This is a genomic window from Pelagibacterium lacus, from assembly GCF_003345525.1.
Lineage (GTDB): Bacteria > Pseudomonadota > Alphaproteobacteria > Rhizobiales > Devosiaceae > Pelagibacterium > Pelagibacterium lacus.
Genome location: NZ_QQNH01000018.1, coordinates 1 through 21,752, shown reverse-complemented (window position 1 = coordinate 21,752; position 21,752 = coordinate 1). Strand labels below are relative to the sequence as shown.

General features: G+C 66.1%; 17 protein-coding genes. 12 read left to right on the top strand and 5 right to left on the bottom strand.

Features of this window, described 5'->3' with window-relative positions:
• The first annotated feature begins 40 nt into the window (after positions 1-40).
• From DVH29_RS12025 to DVH29_RS12010, 4 genes are all read left to right on the top strand, one after another.
• Positions 41-826, top strand: a complete 786-nt coding sequence (locus DVH29_RS12025; RefSeq protein ID WP_114646426.1) for an ATP-binding cassette domain-containing protein — start codon at positions 41-43, stop codon at positions 824-826.
• A gap of 18 nt (positions 827-844) precedes the next feature.
• Positions 845-1,828 carry an ABC transporter permease gene (locus tag DVH29_RS12020; RefSeq protein WP_114646425.1) on the top strand — a complete coding sequence of 328 codons (984 nt, stop codon included), beginning with the start codon at positions 845-847 and terminating at the stop codon, positions 1,826-1,828.
• An 80-nt stretch (positions 1,829-1,908) separates the two neighbouring features.
• Positions 1,909-2,811, top strand: coding sequence for a sugar ABC transporter substrate-binding protein (locus DVH29_RS12015; protein ID WP_114646424.1), 903 nt, complete (start codon positions 1,909-1,911; stop codon positions 2,809-2,811).
• Between the two features lie 96 nt (positions 2,812-2,907).
• On the top strand, positions 2,908-4,020 hold the full coding sequence (locus DVH29_RS12010; protein ID WP_114646423.1) for a Gfo/Idh/MocA family protein: 1,113 nt from the start codon (positions 2,908-2,910) through the stop codon (positions 4,018-4,020).
• Here DVH29_RS12010 and DVH29_RS12005 read toward each other — a convergent pair.
• Positions 4,010-4,903 carry a LysR family transcriptional regulator gene (locus DVH29_RS12005; RefSeq protein ID WP_114646422.1) on the bottom strand — a complete coding sequence of 298 codons (894 nt, stop codon included), beginning with the start codon at positions 4,901-4,903 and terminating at the stop codon, positions 4,010-4,012. The two genes, DVH29_RS12010 and DVH29_RS12005, sit on opposite strands and share 11 nt — an antisense overlap.
• Positions 4,904-5,001: 98 nt before the next feature.
• Here DVH29_RS12005 and DVH29_RS12000 point away from each other — a divergent pair, with 98 nt between their 5' ends.
• The 3 genes from DVH29_RS12000 (at position 5,002) to DVH29_RS11990 (ending at position 8,865) form a co-directional block, all read left to right on the top strand.
• Positions 5,002-6,498 carry a CoA-acylating methylmalonate-semialdehyde dehydrogenase gene (locus DVH29_RS12000; protein ID WP_114646421.1) on the top strand — a complete coding sequence of 499 codons (1,497 nt, stop codon included), beginning with the start codon at positions 5,002-5,004 and terminating at the stop codon, positions 6,496-6,498.
• A 150-nt stretch (positions 6,499-6,648) separates the two neighbouring features.
• Entirely contained in the window at positions 6,649-8,085 is a 1,437-nt protein-coding gene (locus DVH29_RS11995) for a catalase (RefSeq protein WP_114646420.1), read from the top strand.
• A gap of 111 nt (positions 8,086-8,196) precedes the next feature.
• Positions 8,197-8,865: a YiiX/YebB-like N1pC/P60 family cysteine hydrolase gene (locus DVH29_RS11990; protein WP_114646419.1), complete on the top strand. Its 669-nt coding sequence runs from the start codon at positions 8,197-8,199 to the stop codon at positions 8,863-8,865.
• A gap of 8 nt (positions 8,866-8,873) precedes the next feature.
• On the opposite strand, the gene DVH29_RS11985 is transcribed toward DVH29_RS11990, so the two are convergent.
• From DVH29_RS11985 to DVH29_RS11975, 3 genes are read right to left on the bottom strand one after another with little or no spacing between them, the layout of a single operon-like run.
• Positions 8,874-10,451 (bottom strand): cisplatin damage response ATP-dependent DNA ligase, encoded by a 1,578-nt coding sequence (locus tag DVH29_RS11985; RefSeq protein ID WP_114646418.1) that lies wholly within the window; start codon positions 10,449-10,451, stop codon positions 8,874-8,876.
• Positions 10,448-11,443 (bottom strand): ligase-associated DNA damage response exonuclease, encoded by a 996-nt coding sequence (locus DVH29_RS11980; protein WP_114646417.1) that lies wholly within the window; start codon positions 11,441-11,443, stop codon positions 10,448-10,450. The genes DVH29_RS11985 and DVH29_RS11980 overlap by 4 nt, the downstream gene beginning before the upstream one ends.
• 2 nt (positions 11,444-11,445) lie before the next feature.
• Positions 11,446-13,119 carry an FAD/NAD(P)-binding protein gene (locus DVH29_RS11975; RefSeq protein WP_158541658.1) on the bottom strand — a complete coding sequence of 558 codons (1,674 nt, stop codon included), beginning with the start codon at positions 13,117-13,119 and terminating at the stop codon, positions 11,446-11,448.
• Between the two features lie 105 nt (positions 13,120-13,224).
• Here DVH29_RS11975 and DVH29_RS11970 point away from each other — a divergent pair, with 105 nt between their 5' ends.
• The 5 genes from DVH29_RS11970 to DVH29_RS11950 all read left to right on the top strand — a co-directional run bounded on the left by DVH29_RS11970 (position 13,225) and on the right by DVH29_RS11950 (position 20,507).
• The gene (locus DVH29_RS11970) at positions 13,225-13,752 is read left to right on the top strand and encodes a gamma carbonic anhydrase family protein (RefSeq protein WP_114646415.1); all 528 of its coding nucleotides are present in this window, start codon (positions 13,225-13,227) and stop codon (positions 13,750-13,752) included.
• Between the two features lie 80 nt (positions 13,753-13,832).
• Entirely contained in the window at positions 13,833-14,618 is a 786-nt protein-coding gene (locus DVH29_RS11965; protein WP_114646414.1) for an ImuA family protein, read from the top strand.
• 22 nt (positions 14,619-14,640) lie between these two features.
• The gene (locus tag DVH29_RS11960) at positions 14,641-16,071 is read left to right on the top strand and encodes a Y-family DNA polymerase (RefSeq protein WP_114646454.1); all 1,431 of its coding nucleotides are present in this window, start codon (positions 14,641-14,643) and stop codon (positions 16,069-16,071) included.
• Positions 16,068-19,427 (top strand): error-prone DNA polymerase, encoded by a 3,360-nt coding sequence (locus DVH29_RS11955; protein WP_114646413.1) that lies wholly within the window; start codon positions 16,068-16,070, stop codon positions 19,425-19,427. The genes DVH29_RS11960 and DVH29_RS11955 overlap by 4 nt, the downstream gene beginning before the upstream one ends.
• Positions 19,428-19,499: 72 nt before the next feature.
• The gene (locus tag DVH29_RS11950) at positions 19,500-20,507 is read left to right on the top strand and encodes an aldose epimerase family protein (RefSeq protein ID WP_114646412.1); all 1,008 of its coding nucleotides are present in this window, start codon (positions 19,500-19,502) and stop codon (positions 20,505-20,507) included.
• Positions 20,508-20,522: 15 nt separating this feature from the next.
• On the opposite strand, the gene DVH29_RS11945 is transcribed toward DVH29_RS11950, so the two are convergent.
• Positions 20,523-21,443 carry a DMT family transporter gene (locus tag DVH29_RS11945; protein WP_114646453.1) on the bottom strand — a complete coding sequence of 307 codons (921 nt, stop codon included), beginning with the start codon at positions 21,441-21,443 and terminating at the stop codon, positions 20,523-20,525.
• Between the last annotated feature and the right edge of the window lie 309 nt (positions 21,444-21,752).

Sequence of the window (21,752 nt, the reverse complement as noted above, 5' to 3'; positions counted from 1 at the left end):
AATTCATTCCATATTGAGCGACTGGACGGGGAGGATCGGCATGAACGGGACGGCACCGCCGCTGCTGGAAGCGCGGGGAATCGCCAAGTATTTCGGGGCGATCACCGCCCTGCACGACGTCAATTTCCACGTGGGCCGCGGCGAGGTTCTGGGGGTGGTGGGCGACAATGGCGCCGGCAAGTCCACCCTGATGAAGATCCTGTCCGGCCTCTACCAGCCCTCCGAGGGCGAGCTGGTGCTCGACGGGCGCCCGGTGCGCTTCGCCAGCCCGAAAGAGGCGCGGCGGGCCGGCATCGAGATGGTCTATCAGGACTTCGCCCTGGCCGGGAACATGCCCATCTACGAGAACATCTATATGGGCCGCGAGCCCGGCATAAAGCTGGGGCCGCTGACCATCATCGACCACAAGAAGGCCCGGGAGATGGCCCGCAGCCATCTCGACAACCTGCACATCAACGTCAAGTCGGTCGACCAGAACACCGAGGATCTGTCGGGCGGGCAGCGTCAGGCGGTGGCCATCGCCCGCGCCACGGCGTTCCACGCCCAGCTCGTCATCATGGACGAGCCCACCGCGGCGCTGGCCATCAAGGAGGTCGGCAAGGTGCTCGACCTCATCCGGCGGCTCAAGGATCATGGGGTGGCGGTGATCATCATCTCGCACCGCATGGACGACATCTTCTACTGCTGCGACCGGGTGATCGCCCTCTATCAGGGCACCAATTTCGCCGAGAGCCCGCTGGCTGCGACCAGCCGCAACGAGGTGATCGGCTGGATCATGGGCACCAAGGGGCACACCGAATCCCTGGCCCATGACCGGCTGCAATGACGAGGGGGCGCTGGCCGCATGCTGTATAATCCCAAACTGTCCAAATTCCTCGAATCCTACGGCATCGTCCTCGTCGTCATCGTGATGATGGTGGTGATCGCCCTGTCGCGGCCGGACGTGTTCCTCACGCCGCAGAACCTCACCAATATTTTGAAGCAGAACGCCACCCTGGCGCTGGTGGCGCTGGGCATGTTCGTGGTGATCGTCACCGCCGGCATCGATCTGTCGGTGGGCTCGACGCTGGCGCTGTCCATGGTGACGCTGGCGCTGGCCAGCCGCATGGGCCTGCCCTGGCCGGTGGTGCTGCTGATCGGGCCGCTGGTGGGCATCGCCGTGGGGCTGGTCAACGGCATCGGGCTCACCTGGCTGAAACTGCCCCACCCCTTCATCATGACGCTCGGCACGCTCAACGCGGTGCGCGGCATCGCCTATCTGGTCACCGAGGGCGCCCCGATCTCCGGGCTGCAGCCCGAGGTGCGCTATCTGGGGCAGGCCTATTACGATCTGGGGATATTCGCCCCGCCGGCCGGCATTCCGGCCAGCCTGATCGTGGTCGCGGTCTGCGCCATCGGGCTGTGGTTCTTCCTCGAAAAGACCAGCACCGGGCGCCATATCTACGCCATTGGCGGCAATCCGCAGGCGGCGCGGGTGTCGGGCGTCAACGTCAACGGGGTGCTGATCCTCGTCTATGTCATTTCCGGCTTCATGGCCGGGCTGGGCGGGCTGCTGCTGGCCGGCCGCACCGATTCGGGCTTTCCCAATGCCGGGCTGATGCTGGAGCTCGACGCCATCGCGGCGGTGATCATCGGCGGCGCGTCCTTCTTCGGCGGACGGGGCACGGTGGTCGGCGTGCTGGCCGGGGTGCTCATCATGGGGCTGCTGCGGAACGGGCTCAACATCAACAATGTGAGCTCGTTCTGGCAGATGGTGCTGATCGGCGTCGTGATCATCTTTGCGGTGTGGATCGACGTGATCCGGCGCCGGGCGGCGGTTCGCACATAGCGGTTTACGGCCGTCCCGGTGATCTCCAGCCGGGACGGCCGCACGCAAGTGGAGACTGGTCGAAAAGGGAGGACCATGAAATGAGAACACTGCTATTGGCTGGTATCGCCTTGGGGGCAATGACGGTCGGCGCCAGCGCCCAGACCTTCGTTCTGGGCATGAAGGGGCCGGGGGCCGGCAATCCCTTCTGGGCCGCCGTGGAGGCAGGGGCCGTCGCGGCCGGGGAGGAGCATGGCGTCGAGGTGATCGTCGTCGCCCCGCCCCAGGAATCGGACGTTCAGGCCCAGATCAACCAGATCGAGGACCTGATCGCGCAGGGCGTCGACGGCATCGCGCTCGCCCCCACCGATCCCAATGCGCTGGCGCCGGTGGTGGATTCGGCCATCGCCCAGGGCATTCCGGTGGTCTTTGTGGATACGCGCGGCACCAATGAGGGCGTCTCCTTCATCGGCACCAATAACCAGGTCGGCGCCGCGCTGGCGGCCGAATATATGTGCGAGAACCTGCCCGAGGGGGCCAATGTGGCCATTCTCCAGGGCCTGATCAGCCAGTCGACCGGGCAGCAGCGCGCGCAGGGCGCCCATGACGGGCTCAGCGAATGCGGCCTCAACATCGTGGCCGAGCAGCCGGCCAACTGGGATCGGGCCATGGGCCTGTCGGTCGCCGAGACCATCCTGGCCGGCAATCCCGGCATCGCCGGCATCTTCGCCTCCAACGACAACATGGCGCTCGGCGCCGTCGAGGCCCTCAAGCAGGCCGCCCTGCTCGATCAGGTGATGGTGGTGGGCTTCGACGCCAATCCCGACGCGGCCAATTCGATCCTCGCCGGCGAGATGACCGCGTCGATCGCCCAGGCCCCGGACAATATGGGCCGGTTCGGCATCGAATCGCTGATCGCGCTCAGCAATGGCGAAACCCTCGAGGACTGGGTCGATACCGGCACCGTCCTCGTCGACGCGTCCAACGCGGCCGACTACCAGTAAGCCTTCTCCTCCAAGGCTTGACCCCGAGACGGCGCACGCTGCTGCGCCGTCTCTCTTGTTGAGCGTTTGAAACCCAGAGCACAGAGGATCATACCCATGTCGTCGCTTGGCGTCGGACTCATCGGAACGGGGTATATGGGCAAGTGCCACGCGCTGGCCTGGAACGCGGTGGCCTCGGTGTTCGGTGACGTAGCCCGCCCGCGCCTGGTCCATCTGGCGGAGGCCGATGCGGGTCTGGCCGCGCAGCGGGCCGCCGCGCTGGGCTTCGCGCGTGCCACCGGGGATTGGCGCGCGCTGGTCGCCGATCCGGAGGTCGATGTGGTTTCGGTCACCACGCCCAACAGTTTCCACCCGGACATGGCCATAGCGGTTCTCGAGGCGGGCAAGCATCTGTGGTGCGAAAAGCCCATGGCCCCGAGCCTTGCCGATGCCGAGCGCATGCTGGCGGCGGCGCGCGCCTCGGGCCGGGTCGCGGTGCTGGGTTATAATTACATCCAAAATCCCCTGATCCGCCATATGGGCAAGCTGCTCGCCGAGGGTGTATTGGGCACCGTGCATTCGGTGCGCATCGAGATGGACGAGGATTTCATGGCCGATCCCGAGGCCCCGTTCTCGTGGAAGAGCGAGGCCGGCTCGGGGTTCGGCGCCCTCGATGATTTCGGGGTGCATCCGCTCTCCCTCCTTGCCATGCTGTTCGGCCTGCCCGAGGCGGTGATGGCCGATCTGGCCAAGCCCTTCGCCACGCGCCAAACCGCCGATGGCGGGCGTCGCGAGGTCGAAACCTGGGACATCGCCAATATCCTGTTGCGCCTGCCGGAGGGCGTCAGCGGCACCATCCTGCTGTCGCGGTCCGCCTGGGGCCGCAAGGGCCGCATCGCGGTGCAGGTGTTCGGATCGCGAGGTTCGCTGGTCTACGATCAGGAGCGCATGAACGAACTCGCACTGTTCACCCGCGAGGGGCGGCCGGGCGAGGAGGGGTTCCGGACCATCCTGGCCGCGCCGGCCCATCCGCCCTATGACCGCTTCGTCGCGGCGCCGGGGCATGGGCTGGGGTTCAACGATCTCAAGGTGATCGAGGCGCGCGAGCTGATCGCCGCCATTGCCGGGCAAGCGGCGCATGTGATCGATTTCGAGCAGGGCTTTGCCATCGAGCGCGCCGTCCATGCCATGGCGCGCAGCCATCGCGAAGGGCGCTGGGTCACGCTCTGAGCGGGGTGAAGGCCTGTCGGGCTGCCGAGACCTCCTGGGCGATGAAGTCGGCGACGGCGCCGACGCGCCGTATGGCGCGCATGTCCTCGTGCACCACGGTCCAATAGCTGCGCGCGATGGAAAGGTCGGGCAGGACGGCCACCAGTTCGGGCACGTCGCGGGCCAGGAAATCGTGCAGGATGCCGATGCCGGCCCCGCCCCTCACGGCCGCGCTCTGGCCGATGGCGCTCGAGACTTCCACATCGGCCTGCCAGTCCTTCCAGATTTCGCGCGCGAAATCGAGCGAAGGGGTGAAGATCAAATCCTCGACATAGCCTACCAGGCTATGATGCCTGAGATCGGCCACGCTTTGCGGAAGGCCGCGTTGTTTGACATAGAGGGTCGATGCATAGAGCCCGAGGCGGTAGTCGACGAGCTTGCGCGCCACCAGTCGCCCCTCGGTCGGGCGGGCGGTGGTGATGGCGATATCGGCCTCGCGCTTGGAGAGCGAAAAGCTGCGCGGCACCGGCACAAGCTGGATGCGGAGCTGGGGATAGAGCCGCCGCAGCTTTCCCAGCCTGGGGGCGAGGAAGGCGACGCCGAACCCGTCGGGGGCGCCGATCCGGACGGTTCCCGACAGCGCGGCGTCGCTCTCGCCCACATCGGCGCGGGCGCCCAGGGCCGCGGTTTCCATCAGTTCGGCCCGGGTCAGCAGCGCTTCGCCTTCGCTGGTGAGGTCGCAGCCATTGGTGCGGCGGGTGAACAGGGTTGCCCCCAGCGCCGCTTCCAGCGCGCTGACCCGCCGCGCCACGGTGGCGTGATTGAGGCGCAATTGCCGCGCCGCGCCCAGCATCTGTCCGGTCCGGGCAACGGCGAGGAATATGCGGATATCGTCCCAATTCATGGTTGAACTATAATCTACGCACAATAGATGCGAATATTATGACATTGTTTGTGCTGAAATGAAAGCTCATCCTGACCCCGACAGGATTGGAGCACAGCATGAAAACCATCGGACATTTCATAAATGGAACCCATGTTCCGGGCCAGTCGGGCCGCACGGGGGAGGTGTTCAATCCCGCCACCGGCGAGGTGAGCGCGCATGTGGCGCTGGCCGGCCCGGCCGATCTCGACGCGGCCATCGCCGCAGCCGCTGCCGCGCAGCCGGGCTGGGCGGCGACCAATCCCCAGCGCCGGGCTCGGGTGTTCTTCCGCTTCGTGGCGCTCATCAACCAGCATATGGACGAACTGGCCGAACTGCTCTCGTCCGAGCACGGCAAGACCGTCGAGGATTCCAGGGGCGACATCATCCGCGGCCTGGAGGTCGCCGAATTCGTCTGCGGCATCCCGCATCTGCAGAAGGGGGAATTCACCGAAGGGGCCGGGCCGGGGATCGACATGTATTCCATGCGCCAGCCCCTGGGGATCGGCGCCGGCATCACCCCGTTCAATTTTCCGGCGATGATCCCCTTGTGGATGTTCGCCCCGGCCATCGCGGCGGGAAATGCCTTCATCCTCAAGCCCTCCGAGCGCGATCCCTCGGTGCCCATGCGCCTGGCCGAACTGATGCTGGAGGCCGGGCTGCCGGCCGGCATTCTCAACCTGGTCAATGGCGACAAGGCGGTGGTCGACGCCATCCTCGCCCATGAGGAGATCGGCGGGGTGAGCTTTGTCGGCTCGACCCCGATCGCGCGGCACGTCTATGCGACCGCTGCCGCCCATGGCAAGCGGGTGCAGGCGTTTGGCGGCGCCAAGAACCATATGATCGTCATGCCCGACGCCGATATCGAAAAGGCCGCCGATGCGCTGATCGGCTCCGGCTATGGCTCGGCGGGCGAGCGCTGCATGGCCATCTCGGTCGCCGTTCCGGTCGGCGAGGAGACCGCCGACCGCCTGGTCGCGGCCCTCGCCCCCAAGGTCGAGCGCCTCAAGGTCGGCCCCTATACCGATGCGGCCACCGATATGGGCCCGGTCATCACCCTTGCCGCCAAGCAGCGCATCAACACGCTGGTCGAGCGCGGCGTCGCGGCAGGGGCCGAAGTGGTGGTCGACGGCCGCGGCTTCTCCCTCCAGGGCTATGAAAACGGCTATTTCGTCGGTGGGACGCTGTTCGACCGGGTGACGCCGGACATGGAAATCTACAGGGAGGAAATCTTCGGGCCGGTGCTCTCGGTGGTGCGCACCGCTTCCTACGAGGAGGCCATCGCCCTGCCGCTCAAGCACGCCTATGGCAATGGCGTCGCGATCTTCACCCGCGATGGCGATACGGCGCGCGATTTCGCGGCGCGCATCAATATCGGCATGGTCGGCATCAACGTGCCCATTCCGACCCCGCTGGCCTATCATTCCTTCGGCGGCTGGAAGGCGTCGGCCTTCGGCGATCTCAACCAGCACGGCACGGATTCGATCAAGTTCTGGACGCGGACCAAGACCGTGACCGCCCGCTGGCCGTCGGGCATCAAGGAAGGCGCCCAGTTCTCGATGCCGACCATGGAATAAGCGGCGGTTCGCGCCGGCCGTGCTCCGAGGCCTATGGACAAAAAGCGTTCCGCCGGGCAGACCTTTCCGGCGGACATGCGCGGGGGCGCCGATCTCGCCGCCAGCCGAGCCCTTATCCGGCAACCTCACAGGTAGGAGCACAGACAGGTCATGACCGACCCCAAATTCACCAACGCCACGGGCGCGCCCGTGGCCGACAACACCAACACGATGACGGCGGGTCCGCGTGGGCCCGCCCTGCTGCAGGACATCTGGCTGATCGAGAAGCTTGCGCATTTCGACCGGGAGGTCATTCCGGAGCGGCGCATGCATGCCAAGGGTTGGGGTGCCTATGGCTCCTTCACCGTGACCCACGACATCACGCGCTACACCAAGGCCAATATCTTTTCGGAAATCGGCAAGAAGACCGACCTGTTCATGCGCTTCTCGACCGTGGCCGGCGAGCGCGGAGCGGCCGATGCCGAGCGCGACATCCGGGGCTTTGCGGTCAAGTTCTATACCGAAGAAGGCAATTGGGACATCGTGGGCAACAATACCCCGGTGTTCTTCTTCCGCGACCCGATGCGGTTCCCCGACCTCAACCATGCGGTCAAGCGCGATCCGCGCACCGGCTTGCGCTCGGCCGACAACAACTGGGATTTCTGGTCGCTGCTGCCCGAGGCCCTGCACCAGGTGACCATCGTCATGTCGGATCGGGGCATCCCCAGCAATTTCCGCCATATGCACGGCTTCGGTAGCCATACCTTCGCGATGATCAACGCGGCCAATGAACGGGTATGGGTCAAGTTCCATTTCCGCACCCAGCAGGGCATCGTGAACTTCACCGACGAGGAAGCCGCCGCCGTGGTCGCCAATGACCGCGAAAGCAGCGGCCGCGACCTGCTCGAGGCCATCGATCGGGGCGACTATCCGCGCTGGACGCTGTTCATCCAGGTGATGACCGAGGAGCAGGCCCGCACCCACAAGCACAACCCGTTCGACCTCACCAAGGTCTGGCCCAAGGGCGACTATCCGCTGATCGAGGTCGGCGTCATGGAGCTCAACCGCTATCCGGACAATTATTTCGCCGAGGTCGAGCAGGCGGCGTTCTCGCCGGCCAATATTGTGCCCGGGATCGGCTTTTCGCCCGACCGGATGCTGCAGGGCCGGCTGTTCTCCTATGGCGACGCGCAGCGCTACCGGCTGGGGGTTAACTTCAATCATATCCCGGTCAACGCCCCGCGCTGCCCCTATCGCAGCTTCCACCGCGACGGGGCCATGCGCACGGACGGCAATCTGGGCGCCACCACGACCTACCAGCCGAACAGTCAGGGGATCTGGGACAACCAGCCGGAATATGCCGAGCCCGCCCTGGCAATCGAGGGGCCGGCCGATCGTTTCGATCACTATGCCGATGACGATCACTACGAGCAGCCCGGCAATCTCTTCCGGCTGATGACGCCGGTCCAGCAGCAATTGCTGTTTGCCAACACCGCCCGGGCCATGGGCGATGCGGCGCCCCATATCAAGCAGCGGCATATCGACAACTGCACCAAGGCCGATCCTGCCTATGGCGCCGGCGTGGCCGCCGCCCTGGGCATGGCCTGATCCAAGAATTCCCGCGGCCCCGGCTCATCCGGCGCCGCGGCATGCCAACAAACAGACAAAAACAGCCGCTACGTCATCCCCTTCGACCGCTTGCTAGGGACGGGAGAGGGAATGGGTTCGATCTTGCGCCTCATCGGCCTGTGCGTGATTCTTGTGGGGCTTGCCGGCGCCACCGCGGCCGTTGAGGATTTTTCCGACTGGCGGGCCGGCGATCTGGTGTTTTTCGAATCGCGGACACCGCAGGCTCACGCCATCCGCGTTGCCACGGGCAGCCGCTACACGCATATGGGAATCGTCGACAGTGATGGGGAAGGATTCTCCGTCCTGGAAGCCGGTGCTGTGGTCACCGAAACGCCGCTTGCCGATTTCATCGCCAGGGGCGTGGGGGGTGATTACGCGGTCTATCGCATAGCTGATCTGGCCGAAAAGGACGCGGCAAAGGCGCTGGAAGCGGCGCGGACCTATCTCGGCCTGCCCTATGACCATTTCTTCCGTCTCGATGCGGACGCGATCTATTGCAGCGAACTGCCCTATTATGCCTTTGGGGTGGTTGGGACCGATCTGGGCGACGTCGAGCGTCTTGGCGATCTCGACATCGACACGCCGGAGGGGCGCGAGATCTTCCTCTCGCGCTGGCAGGATCATCCCGATTGCCTGGCCGAGGGGCTCGACCGGGAGGGATGCTGGGCGCTGGTGCAGCGTCAGGAGATCATCACCCCGATCAGCATCGCCCGCGATCCCGGTGTCGCGCTTGTGTTCTCGACCTTCGACGACCAATAGGTGGTGCGTCAGGTGGCGGGGATCAGCGCCTCGACCTCGGCCAGTTGCGCCGCTTCGCCGGCCGGCTTGTCCCAGCGGATGCGGTTGATGCGGGGAAAGCGCAGGGCGACGCCGGATTTGTGGCGCGTCGAGAGCTGGGCGCTGTCGAAGGCCACTTCGAAGACCAGGGATTTCTCCACTTCCCGCACCGGTCCGAAGGACTGGATGGTGTGGGTGCGCACCCATTTGTCGAGCTGCCTGAGTTCGGCATCGGTAAAGCCGAAATAGGCCTTGCCGATCGGCACCAGTTCAGTGCCGCGCCACGCACCGAAGGTAAAATCGGAATAATAGGACGAGCGCTTGCCGTGCCCGCGCTGGGCATACATCAGGACGGCATCGACCAGATTGGGGTCGCGCTTCCATTTGTACCAATTGCCCTTGGGGCGGCCGGGGACATAGGGGGCCGATCTGAGCTTGATCATCACCCCCTCATGCCCGTTCTCGTCGGCCCCGCGCCGCCGGATGGCGCCCAGTTGGGCCCAGTCGGCAAAGGGGATCGTCTCGGAGAGGTCGAGCCGCGTCTGCGCCCCAGAGGCAAAGAAGTGCTCCAGCCGCTGGCGGCGTTCGGACCAGGGCAGCGCGCGGATATCGGCGTCGCCATCGAACAGCATGTCATAGACCCGGATGAAACCGGGATGCTCGGCCATCAGCCGCTCGGTGGCGGTCTTGCGGTTGAGGCGCTGCTGCAGGGCATTGAACGGAGCGGGCACGAGAGCGTGGCCGACCAGCAATTCCCCATCCAATACCCCGCGCCCGAAGACGCTTCCGGTCACATCGGGAAAGGCGGCGCCGATATCCTCCCCGGTGCGCGAAAACAGCGATACTTCGCCCGCGCCGAGGATCAGTTGCACGCGGATGCCGTCCCATTTCCACTCGGCGGCAAAATCTGCGGGGTCGAGCAGGTCGAAATCGCGTTCTTCGTCGATCGGGTTGGAGAGCATCAGAGGGTGGAAGCGGGCCGTATGGTGGATGTCGGGCTTGGGGCTTTTCCCCTCAAGCCAGGAAAACAGCGCGCCATAGGGCATCTTGATGCCGTGCCAGATCTCCTCGATCTCCTTGAGGTCGATGCCGCTCATCTCGGCGAGCGCCGTCTTGGCGAGGCGTTCGGAAATCCCGATCCGCAGGCCGCCGGTCGCGAGCTTGACCAGCGCCCAGCGCTCGTTGATGGCGGCGCTGGTCAGGAGCTCGGTGATCAGCGCGGCGACGTCCGACTTGGCGGTGGTGTTGAGCAGTTCGATGAGGTCCGACAGCGCCGGCAATGCGCGCGTGCCGCCCGTATGCGGCCAGATCAGCGCGATGGTCTCCCCCAGATCGCCCACATAGTCATAGCTCAGGGCGAAAAGGTGCGGATCGACCTCGGCCAGCACCACCTCCTTGAGCCGGGCCGGCTTGATATGGGCAAAGCTCAGGGCTCCGGTCAGCACCGCCAGCGCATAGCCGCGATCGGGGTCCGGGGTGGTTGCAAAATACTCGGCCAGGGCCTCGATCTTGCGGTTGCGCGAGGGGGTGAGGGCCAGGGTTTCGAGCAATTGGGCGAAGCGTTTCATTCCTCCTCGCCCTCGTCTTCATAGCCCTGGATATTGAGCGGCTCGGCCGCCAGCCCCATCTGGCGGCAGTAATAGACCAGGGCATCCTCGCGCCCATGGGTGACCCAGACGGTTTCGGCCCGGCAATCGGCGATGGTCTGGGTCAGTTCGGGCCAGTCCACATGGTCGGAGATGACCAGGGGCAGTTCCACCCCGCGCTGGCGGGCGCGCTGCTTGACGCTCATCCAGCCCGAGGCCATGGCGAGGACGGGATCGGGCAGCCGGCGGCTCCAGCGGTCCTTGAGGGCCGAGGGCGGGGCGATGACCACGGCGCCGGCCAATTCCGCCTTGTCCGCCTCGGTCGCGTACCGCAGCGGGCCCAGGGGGATGCCGCGTTCCTCGTAAAGGGCGCAGAGCCGGATCATGGCGCCATGCAGATAGATCGGCCGGTCATAGCCCGCCTCCCGCAGCAGGGCGATCACCCTTTGCGCCTTGCCCAGGGCATAGGCGCCGATCACATGCGCGCGGGCCGGGTGGTCGGCCAGCGATTTGAGCAGCCGGCCGATCTCGTCGGCCGGATCGGGGTGCTGGAACACCGGCAGGCCAAACGTCGCTTCGGTGACCAGCAGGTCGCATTCGACCAGTTCGAACGGCTGGGCGGTGCGGTCGGGGAGGCGCTTGTAGTCGCCGGTGACCACCACGCGCAGGCCCCCCTGCTCGATGAGCACCTGGGCCGAGCCGAGGATATGGCCGGCCGGATAGAGCGTGATGGTCGTCTCGTCGATCCGCACCGGTTCGCCAAAGCCGACCGGCTGGAAGGAGCCCGCGCAATCGGGGCCGTAGCGGGTCTGCATGATGGCGATGGTATCGGGGGTGGCGAGCACCTTGCTGTGGCCCGGCCGGGCGTGATCGGCATGGCCATGGGTGATGATGGCGCGCTCGCGCGGCAGCAGCGGGTCGATATAGGCGTCGATGCTGCGGATATGGAGATTGCGGTCGAGCATCTGTGCCATGGCTATCGAACGTCCGGGTTCTGTGCGGCCATGGCGGCCCAGCGCGTCACTGCGGCGCCGAAGCAGTCATGCACCGAATCGGTCGCGATCACGCTTCCGGTCGCCATCCGTCCCAGCACGGCCAAGCCCTCGACCTCGTTTCCGTCCCTGTCGAGCACCGTACCATCGGGGCGGGTAGCGATGCCAAGCCTTTCCCCGGCTGCGGCGAGGAGGCCGCGTTCGCGCAGCGCCGCGATGAGGGGCATATCGACCGCCGCGAGGTCGCCCGGCGGCAGCACGGCGTCGATCATGACGCTGGCCGCCAGATCGGTTTCCTCCCCGCTCAGGCGCCATCCGTCGGCGACAAGGACGATGTCGGGATCTTCGACGGCGCGCAGATCGAGCAGTCCGGCCGCGATCAGCGCCAGCATCCGGCGGTTCGCCTGGGGCGGCGGGCCATAGGAAAAGCGCTTGAGGTCTTCATCGAACCGCACCAGGCTTTCGGCGGTCCTGGCCGAGATCGATATGGGATTGAACGCCTTGCGCAGCGGCGTCTGCAGCTTGCGCCAGACCTGGCCGATGAGATAGCCGGGCGAAGGGGGCGTGCGGTTTTCGGCCATGGCAAGATAGGTCGCCATGATCTCCGCGGCCGGTCGGTTCTCGATCGGATGATGGGCCTCGGGATCGATTTCGATGGCCAGCCAGTGCGAAAGCACGTCCCGCGCCATGCCCAGGTGCCCGGCGATCGGCGTGGCGATATCGGCGAGAAGCGCGGAGAGAGGCTTCAGGGGATCGTCTATGTCTCGGGAAAGGATGGTGCCCAGGCCGCTGGCAAACCGGGCCTCCGCCTCGGGTCCGATCTCGTAGAGGGCATCGATTTCGGCGCTGGCGGGTTTTGGGGCGGGCGGGATGCCGTCGCGGGAAAAGGGCAGGATGGCGCGCGGCTCCTGGCCCGAAGGGCGATAGACCAGCCCGGTCCTCTCCGCGTCGAACCGGCCGCCGAGCCCCAGGGTCAGCAGCCGGAGAACGTCGATGGTCGAGAGCCCCAGCCCGCGGATGGCGATGGTCCTGCCGCTCCATCGATGCGCCGCCTGCAAGAGCGGTGCGCTGGGATAGGCGGGGAGGAAATCGGCCTGGGTCCGGCGCGCATGGGCCTGCCATTTTTCGATCTGGCCATCGGCAGCGTGCTGATGGCCCAGGGCGAGAAGCACACGGTCGAACGGGCCCAATTGCGCGTGGCCTGCATGGACCATCCAGCCCGTTGCGGTTTGGGTGAGGTCTGTGACGGTCGCGGTCGCCGTCTCGATCGACAATTGGGGCGGAGCAGTGTCGACGAGGCTGCGCCACCGCCGGGCGAAATAGCCGCCCAGATGGCTCCGGGCCGGATAATGCTCGGGATCGTCGATGCCGTGCCGGTCGCGGAGCCAGGCGGAAAATGCCAGGGGGCTGGGGTGTGGATGGGTGGGGCAGGGGATGTCGATCAGCCGCAGGGGGATGTTGAGCAGGTTCATCTCGGTCTGGCCGGGGTCGTAATTGGGCCCGGACCCGAACAGGCCCTGGGCATCGATCATGGTGAGGGCGATGGGCTGGTTCTGGCGCGCGGCCTGCGCCGCCAGCGCTTCGGCGGCGGCCAGACCGCGCGGTCCTCCGCCGAGGATGGCGATGCGAAGGGCGTTTTTGCTGTCATTTCGGGTCATGGGGGTCCGAGAAGCGTGATCGGAGGCCGGCATGGCTTAAACGTGGGTCGACCGCTTTCGGTTCAGCTTCTAATGTGCCCCGCAGATCGGGAGAGGAGCGTGCCAATGACAATAATGAGTTTTGAAGGACAGGCCCCCGAACTCGCCCGCGATTGCGGCTATGTGGCGGCCTCGGCCGAACTGATCGGCCGGGTGCGGATCGAGAGCGGGGCCAGCGTCTGGTTCGGCGCCGTGCTGCGGGGCGACAATGAGTGGATCGCCATAGGCCCGGGCTCGAACGTCCAGGACAATTGCGTGTTCCACACCGATATGGGCTATCCGCTCACCGTGGGGGAGAACTGCACCATCGGGCATCTGGCCTGCCTGCATGGCTGCACCATCGGGGACGGATCGCTGATCGGCATGGGCGCGACCGTGCTCAATGGCGCCCGCATCGGCAAGGGGTGCCTTATCGGCGCCAAGGCGCTGGTGTCCGAGGGCATGGAGGTGCCCGACGGGTCCCTGGTCCTTGGTGTCCCGGGCAGGGTGGCGCGCGTATTGGATGCCGATGCAAGGGCAAGGCTGCTCGACAGTGCCCGAGGTTATCGGGAAAAATCGGAGCGCTACATCCAGTCCTGCGTCACCACCGGATAGGGTGATCCCGAGACTCCCGGAGACCCGATTGACTCTTGCCGGAAACGGAGTCTTAATAGAACAAAATAGGAACACAAGCCATGGACAAAGCGCGTCGTGTCGGAGCGCTGCGCCAGGCTCTCGCCAGTCTCGATCCCGTGGTCAGGACCGGGCAGAACGGCCTCATTTCGCTGGGCGCCGGGCCCGTCGATACTGTCCTGGGAGGCGGGCTGGCCCGAGGCGCGGTGCATGAAATCTTTGCGGAACGGCCGGCCGATTTGGCCGCGGCGTCCTGTTTTGCCGGGGGCGTGGCGGCGCGCATGGAAAAAGATCGCCCCCTCCTGTGGGTTCGGTCGCGCAAGGCGCAGGAGGAAGCGGGGTTCCTGTACGGCCATGGGCTGGCGGAAATGGGGATCGCGGCCAGGGACATGATCCTCGTCGTGGTCGAGGATGTGGTCGAGGGCCTGCGGGTCGGGGTGGAGGCCCTGCGCTGCGCCGGGCTGGGGGCGGTGGTGCTCGAATTCTGGGGGCATTCGCGCCATCTCGACCTCACCGCCAGCCGGCGGCTGGCGCTGGCGGTGGAGAACGGCGCGGCCATGGGGCTGGTGTTGCGGGTGGCGGGGGAGCCCGCTCCCAGCGCGGCCGTCACCCGCTGGGCCGTCGCCCCTGCGCCGTCCTCGGACCCTTACGGCCTGCCGGGCCGGCCGACCCTTTCGGCCCGGCTGTTGCGCCAGCGTGGAGCGGGCGCGTTGGGCCATTGGCATCTGGAGTGGAACCATGCAACGCAGGCTTTCGGGTTCCCGGCGCTATCTGGCGCTGTGGTTGCCCCTGTTGTCGACCGACAGAATCGCGCGCAGCGCCGCGCGGGCTGGGCCCGCACCGGATAGGGCGCGGCCGACGCATCCTTTGGTGACCGTCGCCAAGCGCTCCAACGCCCTGCGCATCGCTGCGGCCGACGCGGCGGCGCAAAGGCTCGGCCTCCACCCCGGACTGGCCTTCACCGATGCCAAGCTGCGGGTCGCCCATATTGAGGTGGTCGAACACGACGCGGCGGCCGATCTGGCCCTCCTCGAAAGGATCGCCGACTGGGGCGATCGCTATAGCCCGATCATCGCCATCGAACCGCCCGACATGATCCTCTTCGACATTACCGGGGTCACTCATATCTTCGGCGGCGAGGCGGAGCTTGTGGCCGATATCGAGGCGCGTCTCGCCCGCCAGGGTTTTGCCGTGCGCACCGCCATCGCGGGCACCGCCCGTGCGGCCCGGGCGCATTGCCGGTTCGGCCGGGGCGGGGTCGTCCTGCCCGACGCGGTGTCCGAAAGGGTGGCCGGCCTGCCGGTCGAGGCGCTCGAATGCGGGCTCGATATCCTTATCGCCCTGCGGCGGGCCGGGTTTCTCTATCTGGAGGATTTCCTCTCCCGTCCGCGCGAGCCCCTCGCGGCCCGGTTCGGGCCGGAGTTGACCGACCGGCTGGCTCAGATTCTCGAGGAAACCGATCGGTCCTTGACCCCAAGGCGGCCGGTGCCCGAATTCCTGGCCGAGCAGCGCTTCGCCGATCCCATCGGGCTCATGGAGGATATCGCCCTCGACAGCCTTGCCGCCGACCTCTGCGGCCAGCTGCATCGCCAGGGTCAGGGCGGGCGCAGTTTCGAGCTCGGCTTTTATCGCGCCGATGGGAAGATCGAACGCATCGGCCTGTTGTCCGGCCAGCCGCTGGCCGATCCCGGCACCCTCAGGCGCCTCTTCGAAATGCGGCTCGATGCCCTGGCCGATCCGCTCGATCCGGGCTTCGGGTTCGACATGATGCGGCTTGCCGTGCTCGCCGGCGATCCGCTCGGCCCGGTCCAGAGCGGGCTCGACGGCAAGGTCGAGGCCAGCCGGGAGGTCAGCGCCCTGGTGGACCGGCTCAGTGCCCGCTTCGGCGCCGGCGCGGTGCAGCGGCTCATTGCCCGCGACACCCATCTGCCCGAGCGGGCCAGCCTTCCCGTGCCTTCGCTTTCCGATGCCAGGGACAGTGCGGAATGGCTCGGGACGGGAGAGGTCCCGAGGCGGCCCCTGTTTCTCTTTTATCCCGCGCCGCAGGTGGATGTGGTGGCCGAAGTCCCCGATGGTCCGCCGCGCCGTTTTCGCTGGCGGGGGGTGTCCCATGACGTGGCCCGGGCAGAAGGTCCCGAGCGCATCGCCCCGGAATGGTGGCGCCGGACGACCGATACGCGCACGCGCGATTACTTCCGCATCGAAGACAGCGAAGGCCAGCGGTTCTGGCTATTCCGCTACGGGTTTTACGGGCGGGAGGTCGAGCCGGTCCGCTGGTTCCTGCAAGGCATCTTCCCATGAGCTTTTATGCCGAACTGGCGGCTTCTACCAATTTCTCCTTCCTGCGCGGGGCCTCCCATCCCCAGGATATGGTGCTCGCCGCCCTGCTTCTGGGGCATCGGGGCATCGGGATTGCCGACCGCAATTCGGTGGCGGGCGTCGTGCGGGCCTTTGCCACGCTCGAGGACCTGCGCGACGGACACTTGCCGGTGGAAAAGCTGCGCGAGGGCTCGGGGCCGGGAGAATATCGCCTCATCGAGCGCTACAACGATCTCGACATCCCGTTCACCCGCGAGGAGATGCAGGAAAAGGCCAGGGCGTTCAAGCTCGTGGTTGGGGCGCGGCTGGTCTTTACCGACGATACCCCCGACATCGTCGCCTATCCGCACGACAAGGAGGGCTGGGCGCAGCTCTGCCGGCTGCTGACCCGCGGCAATCTGCTGGCCGAAAAGGGCGATTGCATCCTCACGCTCCCCGATCTCGTCTTCGCCTGTTCCGGGCTGAGCCTCATGGTCATGCCGGGGAACGATCTTAGTGTTCTCGACAAGGTGCTGCCCGAACTGACCCGGGCTTGCGGAACGGTGTGGCTCGGGGCGTCCATGGGCCATCGCGGCAACGATCTGCGGCGCCTCCATCATTTGCGGGTCAGGGCGCGGACCCATGGCGTGCCGCTGATCGCCAGCAATGACGTGCTCTATCATGCCGCCGAACAGCGCGACCTGCAGGATATCCTCACCTGTATCCGCGAGGGGGTGGAGATCACCCGGGCGGGCCGGCTGCTCGAGGCCAATGCCGAGCGCCATCTCAAGACCGCGGCGGAGATGGAGCGGTTGTTTCTTGCCGCTCCCGAGGCGATCGCCGAGATCGAGCCCTTTCTCCAGACCATCGATTTTACCCTCGACCAGCTGCGCTATGAATATCCCGAGGAGCCCGTTCCCACGGGGTGGACGCCGCAAGGCTGGCTGGAGGAACTGACCTGGCGGCGGGCGGGGTTGAAATATCCGCAAGGTATCCCCCAGGCGGTGGAGCGCCAGATCCGCGACGAACTCGCGCTCATCAAGCGGATGGAATATGCGCAATATTTCCTCACCATCTACGACATCGTACGGGTGGCCGAGGACAAGGGAATCCTGTGCCAGGGGCGCGGCTCGGCGGCCAATTCAGCGGTGTGCTATGCCCTGGGCATTACGGCGGTCGACCCGGCCGAGCATCAATTGCTGTTCGCGCGCTTTCTGTCCGCCGAACGCCGCGAGCCGCCCGATATCGACGTCGATTTCGAGCATGAGCGGCGCGAGGAGATCATCCAGCATATCTATGAGACTTATGGCCGGAAGCGAGCGGGAATCGCGGCGACGGTGATCTGCTACCGGCCGCGCTCGGCGATCCGCGAGGTGGGCAAGGTGCTGGGGCTGACCGAGGATACGACCAGCCGCATCGCCTCGACCGTCTGGGGAAGCTGGAGCGGGGAGGGCCTTCCTGACAAGCATATCGCCGGGGCGGGGCTCGATCCGGCCAATCCCGATATCGGGCGCGCGGTTACCTTCGCCAAGCGCCTGCTCGGTTTCCCCCGCCATCTGTCCCAGCATGTGGGCGGGTTCGTCCTCACCCAGAACCGGCTCGATACCTATGTGCCCATCGCCAATGCGGCCATGGACAAGCGCACCTTCATCGAATGGGACAAGGACGATATCGACCGGGTGCGCATGCTCAAGGTGGACGTGCTGGCGCTGGGCATGCTCACCTGCATCCGCAAGGCCTTCCAGTTGATCGAAACCCATTACGGTCGCAGGCTGACGCTGGCGGACATCAAGGCCGACGAAACGGCGGAGGACCGCCGTCCGGTCTTCGATATGCTGTGCGAGGGGGATTCGATCGGCGTGTTCCAGGTGGAAAGCCGGGCGCAGATCAACATGCTGCCCCGCCTCAGGCCGAGAAAGTTCTACGACCTGGTGATTCAGGTGGCCATTGTCCGCCCCGGTCCGATCCAGGGCGATATGGTCCATCCCTATTTGCGGCGGCGCAATGACGAGGAAAAACCCGATTATCCCTCCCCCGCTCCCCCATACGACCCCGATGAACTGAAACATGTGCTCAAACGCACCCTGGGCGTGCCGCTGTTCCAGGAACAGGCGATGAAAATCGCCATGGTGGCGGCGGAATTCACCGACGAACAGGCCAATGGGCTGCGCAAGGCCATGGCGACCTTCCGCAATGCCGGCACCATCGGCCAGTTCGAGGTGATGATGGTCGAGGGTATGGTCCGGCGCGGCTATGAACGTCAATTCGCCGAGAGGTGCTTCAACCAGATCAAGGGGTTCGGCGAATATGGCTTTCCCGAAAGCCATGCGGCGAGCTTTGCCAAGCTGGTCTATGTCTCGGCCTGGATCAAGCATTACTATCCCGATGTGTTCGCTTGCGCGCTGCTCAATTCCCAGCCCATGGGGTTTTACGCGCCGGCCCAGATCGTCCGCGACGCCGCCGAGCATGGGGTCACGGTGCAGCCCGTCGATATCAATGCGAGCCATCACGACAACACGCTGGAGAAAGCCTCCGGGAGCCGCATGGCGCTTCGCATCGGCTTCCGGCAGGTCGACGGGTTTGCGCGCGATTGGGGAGAGGCCATCGTCGGGAGAAGGGAGCAGGGCTATCAGGGGATCGACGATTTCTGGCAGCGTTCGGGCCTGTCGCACCGGGCCCTCACCCTTCTGGCTGATGCCGACGCCATGGGCTCCCTGGGGCTCGATCGGCGCAAGGCGGCCTGGGAGGTGCGGCGGCTGCCCAAGGACGATCCCCTGCCGCTTTTCGCCTTTTCCCGCACCAGCGAGATGGGGGAGGACCCCGACATGGACCTGCCCCGCATGGCCCCGTCAGAGGAGGTGATCGCCGATTATCAGACCGTGCGCTTGTCGTTAAAGGCGCATCCGGTCACCTTCCTGCGCACCGGGCTGGACCGGATGGGGGTGATAAGCTGCGCGGGGCTGGCCCGCCAGCCGGATGGGGCGCGGATCTGTGTGGGGGGGATCGTCCTGGTGCGCCAGCGTCCGGGCAAAGGCAATGCGATCTTCATGACGCTGGAGGATGAGACCGGCATCGCCAATTGCCTGCTCTGGTCCTCCCGCTTCGAGCAAAACCGCCGCGCGGTGATGTCGGCGCGCCTGGCGCTGATCGAGGGCGAGATACAGAAATCGAAGGAAGGGGTCATCCATGTGATCGCCAGCGCTGTGCATGACCGTTCCGACCTTGTCGACCGGCTGGGCCATTCCCACCGGGAGCGGCCCGATCCGGCTGGCCTTGGGCAGGGATATGCCCCGCTTCCCCGGCTCAACGGCCATCCGCGCAACCGGCGCGTGGTGCCGAAATCGCGCGATTTCCATTGAGAGGAGCGGGCGCCGATGGCACTGTCATCCTTTTGGAACTTGTCGCGACTCCTGCCGGGGGAAAGAAGAGCCATGCCGCGCCGCACCGTGTTCGGAGAGTTCGAGGGCCATCCGGTCGAGGAAGTCGTCCTCACATCGGCCGAAGGCGTCACGGTGGCCATCCTCAATTATGGCGCGCTGGTGCGGGACTGGCGGGTGCCGGTGGACGGGACAAGGCGGCCGGTGGTGCTGGGTTTTGAGGAGTTCCCGCCCTATCTCGCCGACAGCGCCTATTTCGGCGCCATTTGCGGCCGGGTGGGCAATCGCATCGGCGGGGCGCGGTTCACCCTTGACGGGGTGACCCACCGGCTCGATGCCAATGAAGGCCGCAACCATCTGCATGGCGGGCCCAAAGGGTCTGCGAAGCGGCTGTGGACCATCCGGACACTCGCCGAGGACAGCGTCACGCTGACGCTGCACAGCCCGGACGGGGACATGGGCTATCCGGGGGCGCTCGATCTTGTGCTGACCTATCGCCTCAGCGGCTACACACTGGAGCTGGAATGGGAAGCGCGGACCGACCAGCCCACCCCGGTCAACATCATCCAGCACAATTATTTCAACCTCATGGGGCATGGGGACGTGCTCGATCACCGCCTCGCGGTGGCGGGCACGGCGGTGACCACGCTGGGGGATGGCCAGATTCCAACCGGCGCCATCGACCCCATTGCCGGCACGCGGCTCGATTTCCGCGCCGGGCGCACCATGCGCGATTCCGATGGCGCGGAGATCGAGATCGACAACAATTTCGTCCTGCCGACGCGGCGCCGCCGCGAGGACCCGGTTGGCCGGCTCGTCGCACCGGATAGTTCGCTCACCCTCGAGATCTTCACCGACCAGCCGGGCCTGCAGATCTATAATGGCTGGAAGATCGAACCCGGCGCCATGGGGCTCAATGGCGAGGCCTATGGCCGGTTCGCGGGGGTCTGCCTCGAAGACCAGAATTTCCCCGACGCCATCAACCACCCCCATTTCCCCGATTGCGTCGCCACGCCGCAAAGGCCCTATCGCCATTGGTGCGCCATCGCGATCAGGCCGTAGCCCGACCGGCTTTGCTCACAGGGTCTCCCCGGTTCCGCTGGTGCTGGTCGCCGCCCGGGCGGCGCGCCGGGTTCGTTGTTCGCGAAGATAGATGATGAAGCTCGAGGCGATGATGATCGCGGCGCCCAGAAGGGTCATGGGACGGGGAAGGTCGTCAAAGAAGATGTAGCCCAGGATGATGGCCCAGGGCAGTAGGGTGTATTGCAGCGGGGCGACGGCGGCGGCATCGGCCAGCTTGACGGCGCGGTTGACGCAGATATGGGCCAGCATGGCGACCACGCCCAGCATGCCGAGCAGGAAGAGGTCGGGCATGGTCGGGGTCACCCACCCGAAGGGGATGAGCACGATCCCGGCAACCAGCGCGCCGGCGATCTGGAAGAAGACCAGGACCGTATCGGGGGTGCCGCGCAGGGTGCGGCCGGTGATGACCATCAGCGCGAAAGCCAGGGTGCCGATGAGCGAGACGAGGATGGCCAGCCCGTTGATCTCCCCCGAAGGGGCGAGGGCGACGAGGACGCCGACAAAGCCCAGCCCGATGGCGGCCCAGCGAATGGGGCCGACCTTTTCCCGCAGGAGGAAGGGCGAGAGCGCGGCGACATAGATGGGGGCGGCCAGCCAATAGGTCATCACGTCGGCCAGCGGCAGGAAATAGACGGCCCAGTAAAAGCAGAAGACCTCGACGGTGGAAAACACCACGCGGGCTGCCTGCAGGCGGGGCCGTTCCACCGAGAAAATGGGCCTGGGGCCGCCGCGCAGCAGGAAGGGCAGCAGGATGACCAGCGCGACGGCGGAGCGCAGCAGCAGCACCTGGCCGACCGTATAGGTGGAGACCAGCCATTTGCCCATGGCATCGTTGAGCGAGAACAGGAACATGCCCAGCAGCATGACCAGAACGCCGAGCCGGGCCGGGGACATGTCGGCAAGGAGCCGGGGCATCGCGCTCATGGGGGTTCTCCAGTGGCATCGGCCATACGAAGGGCTGGGCAGGCGCTCGAGGGCGGCGCGATCTGCGACTAAATAGGAGAGGGCGACATTGTCAACCTGGCGGTTGTGCCCGCTTCGCGGCTCGGCTAGAGACGGGGCAGGCGACAAGCGGAGCGCGAAGCGATGAGGCCCGAGCTCGACACATTGGTGCAACTGGCCCTTGCGGCCGGTGACGTGATCATGGTGTCAACGGCGGGGTAAAAGTCGGCCATTGGGCGGCGCAAAACCAGGCCACTTGATGTTGGGGGTATCGAGCGCCGG

What these genes read in the sequence shown, in the direction of transcription:
- DVH29_RS12025 (WP_114646426.1), top strand. Translation starts at nt 41, where the DNA reads ATGAACGGGACGGCACCGCCGCTGCTGGAAGCGCGGGGAATCGCCAAG.
- DVH29_RS12020 (WP_114646425.1), top strand. Translation starts at nt 845, where the DNA reads ATGCTGTATAATCCCAAACTGTCCAAATTCCTCGAATCCTACGGCATC.
- DVH29_RS12015 (WP_114646424.1), top strand. Translation starts at nt 1,909, where the DNA reads ATGAGAACACTGCTATTGGCTGGTATCGCCTTGGGGGCAATGACGGTC.
- DVH29_RS12010 (WP_114646423.1), top strand. Translation starts at nt 2,908, where the DNA reads ATGTCGTCGCTTGGCGTCGGACTCATCGGAACGGGGTATATGGGCAAG.
- DVH29_RS12005 (WP_114646422.1), bottom strand. Translation starts at nt 4,903, where the DNA reads ATGAATTGGGACGATATCCGCATATTCCTCGCCGTTGCCCGGACCGGA.
- DVH29_RS12000 (WP_114646421.1), top strand. Translation starts at nt 5,002, where the DNA reads ATGAAAACCATCGGACATTTCATAAATGGAACCCATGTTCCGGGCCAG.
- DVH29_RS11995 (WP_114646420.1), top strand. Translation starts at nt 6,649, where the DNA reads ATGACCGACCCCAAATTCACCAACGCCACGGGCGCGCCCGTGGCCGAC.
- DVH29_RS11990 (WP_114646419.1), top strand. Translation starts at nt 8,197, where the DNA reads ATGGGTTCGATCTTGCGCCTCATCGGCCTGTGCGTGATTCTTGTGGGG.
- DVH29_RS11985 (WP_114646418.1), bottom strand. Translation starts at nt 10,451, where the DNA reads ATGAAACGCTTCGCCCAATTGCTCGAAACCCTGGCCCTCACCCCCTCG.
- DVH29_RS11980 (WP_114646417.1), bottom strand. Translation starts at nt 11,443, where the DNA reads ATGGCACAGATGCTCGACCGCAATCTCCATATCCGCAGCATCGACGCC.
- DVH29_RS11975 (WP_158541658.1), bottom strand. Translation starts at nt 13,119, where the DNA reads ATGACCCGAAATGACAGCAAAAACGCCCTTCGCATCGCCATCCTCGGC.
- DVH29_RS11970 (WP_114646415.1), top strand. Translation starts at nt 13,225, where the DNA reads ATGACAATAATGAGTTTTGAAGGACAGGCCCCCGAACTCGCCCGCGAT.
- DVH29_RS11965 (WP_114646414.1), top strand. Translation starts at nt 13,833, where the DNA reads ATGGACAAAGCGCGTCGTGTCGGAGCGCTGCGCCAGGCTCTCGCCAGT.
- DVH29_RS11955 (WP_114646413.1), top strand. Translation starts at nt 16,068, where the DNA reads ATGAGCTTTTATGCCGAACTGGCGGCTTCTACCAATTTCTCCTTCCTG.
- DVH29_RS11950 (WP_114646412.1), top strand. Translation starts at nt 19,500, where the DNA reads ATGCCGCGCCGCACCGTGTTCGGAGAGTTCGAGGGCCATCCGGTCGAG.
- DVH29_RS11945 (WP_114646453.1), bottom strand. Translation starts at nt 21,443, where the DNA reads ATGCCCCGGCTCCTTGCCGACATGTCCCCGGCCCGGCTCGGCGTTCTG.